Source organism: Variovorax glucosi, assembly GCF_051216695.1.
Taxonomy (GTDB): Bacteria; Pseudomonadota; Gammaproteobacteria; order Burkholderiales; family Burkholderiaceae_C; genus Variovorax.
Map to the genome: position 1 here is coordinate 1 of NZ_JBPJZE010000334.1, position 1081 is coordinate 1081.

Annotated in this window: 1 protein-coding gene and 1 pseudogene; one reads left to right on the forward strand and one right to left on the reverse strand. The window is 67.7% G+C overall.

The genetic code is table 11. The features are described from left to right. A partial coding sequence (gene htpX, locus ACSFA3_RS25410) for a protease HtpX (RefSeq protein WP_435508102.1) occupies positions 1–692 on the forward strand: 692 nt, incomplete at its 5' end. An 81-nt stretch (positions 693–773) separates the two neighbouring features. Here htpX and ACSFA3_RS25415 read toward each other — a convergent pair. Then, positions 774–1081: pseudogene (locus ACSFA3_RS25415) on the reverse strand (Fertility inhibition FinO); the annotation flags it as partial.

Consider the following 1081-nt stretch of genomic DNA (forward strand, 5'->3'; position numbering starts at 1 on the left):
CCATGGCCAAGTGGACCGCCGACGTGCGCATGATCGACAACCCCCAGTCGCCCGATGAGGCCTGGATTGTCGGCACGGTGCGCAAGTTCGCCGACAAGGCCGGCATCGGCATGCCCGAGGTCGGCATCTTCGAAGGCGAGCCCAATGCCTTCGCAACCGGCGCGTTCAAGAACTCGTCGCTGGTGGCGGTGTCCACCGGCCTGCTGCAGGGCATGACGCGCGAGGAAGTCGAGGCCGTCATCGGCCACGAGGTGGCTCACATCGCCAATGGCGGCATGGTCACGATGACGCTCATTCAAGGCGTGATGAACACCTTCGTCGTGTTCCTGTCGCGCGTGATCGGCTATGCGGTAGACAGCTTCCTGCGCCGCGGCGACGACCGTTCGTCGGGCCCCGGCATCGGCTACTACGTGAGCACCATCGTGCTGGACATCGTGCTCGGCTTTGCCGCCGCGATGGTGGTGGCCTGGTTCTCGCGCCACCGCGAGTTCCGCGCCGATGCCGGTGCTGCCGCGCTGATGGGCCAGAAGCAGCCGATGATCAATGCGCTCGCGCGCCTCGGTGGCCTGCCGGCCGGCGAACTGCCGAAGGCCGTGGAAGCCATGGGCATCACCGGCAGCATCGGCAAGCTGTTTGCCACGCACCCGCCGATCGAAGAGCGCATTGCTGCGCTGCAGAACGCGCAACGCTGATCAGTCGGTCGCGGCAGGTCCGCGGCGCCATGAAAAAAGCCGCCACATTGCTGTGGCGGCTTTTTCGTTTGTGTGGCGTGTTCAGTCTGCGGCGGGTGCTTCGGGCGCCTCGACGGCCTGCGTCGCTGCAGGCGTTGTGGCCGGCGCCGCAGGTGCCTCGCGATCGGCGCGCGCGCGTTGCAGCGTGCGCGTCACATCGCCAGGCTTCATGCCGTACATGTCGGCGAACTCCTGCTCGCTGCGGCCGCTGGCCTCGAAGGCGCGCAGCAGCGCCTCGCGCTTGGCGGCCTGCTGGGCGAGTTCGGCCAGGGCCTCGTCCACCACGGCGTTGTTGTTCTCGTCACGCGAGCGCACCAGCACCGCATAGGCCTCGCGATCCAGGCCCGAGG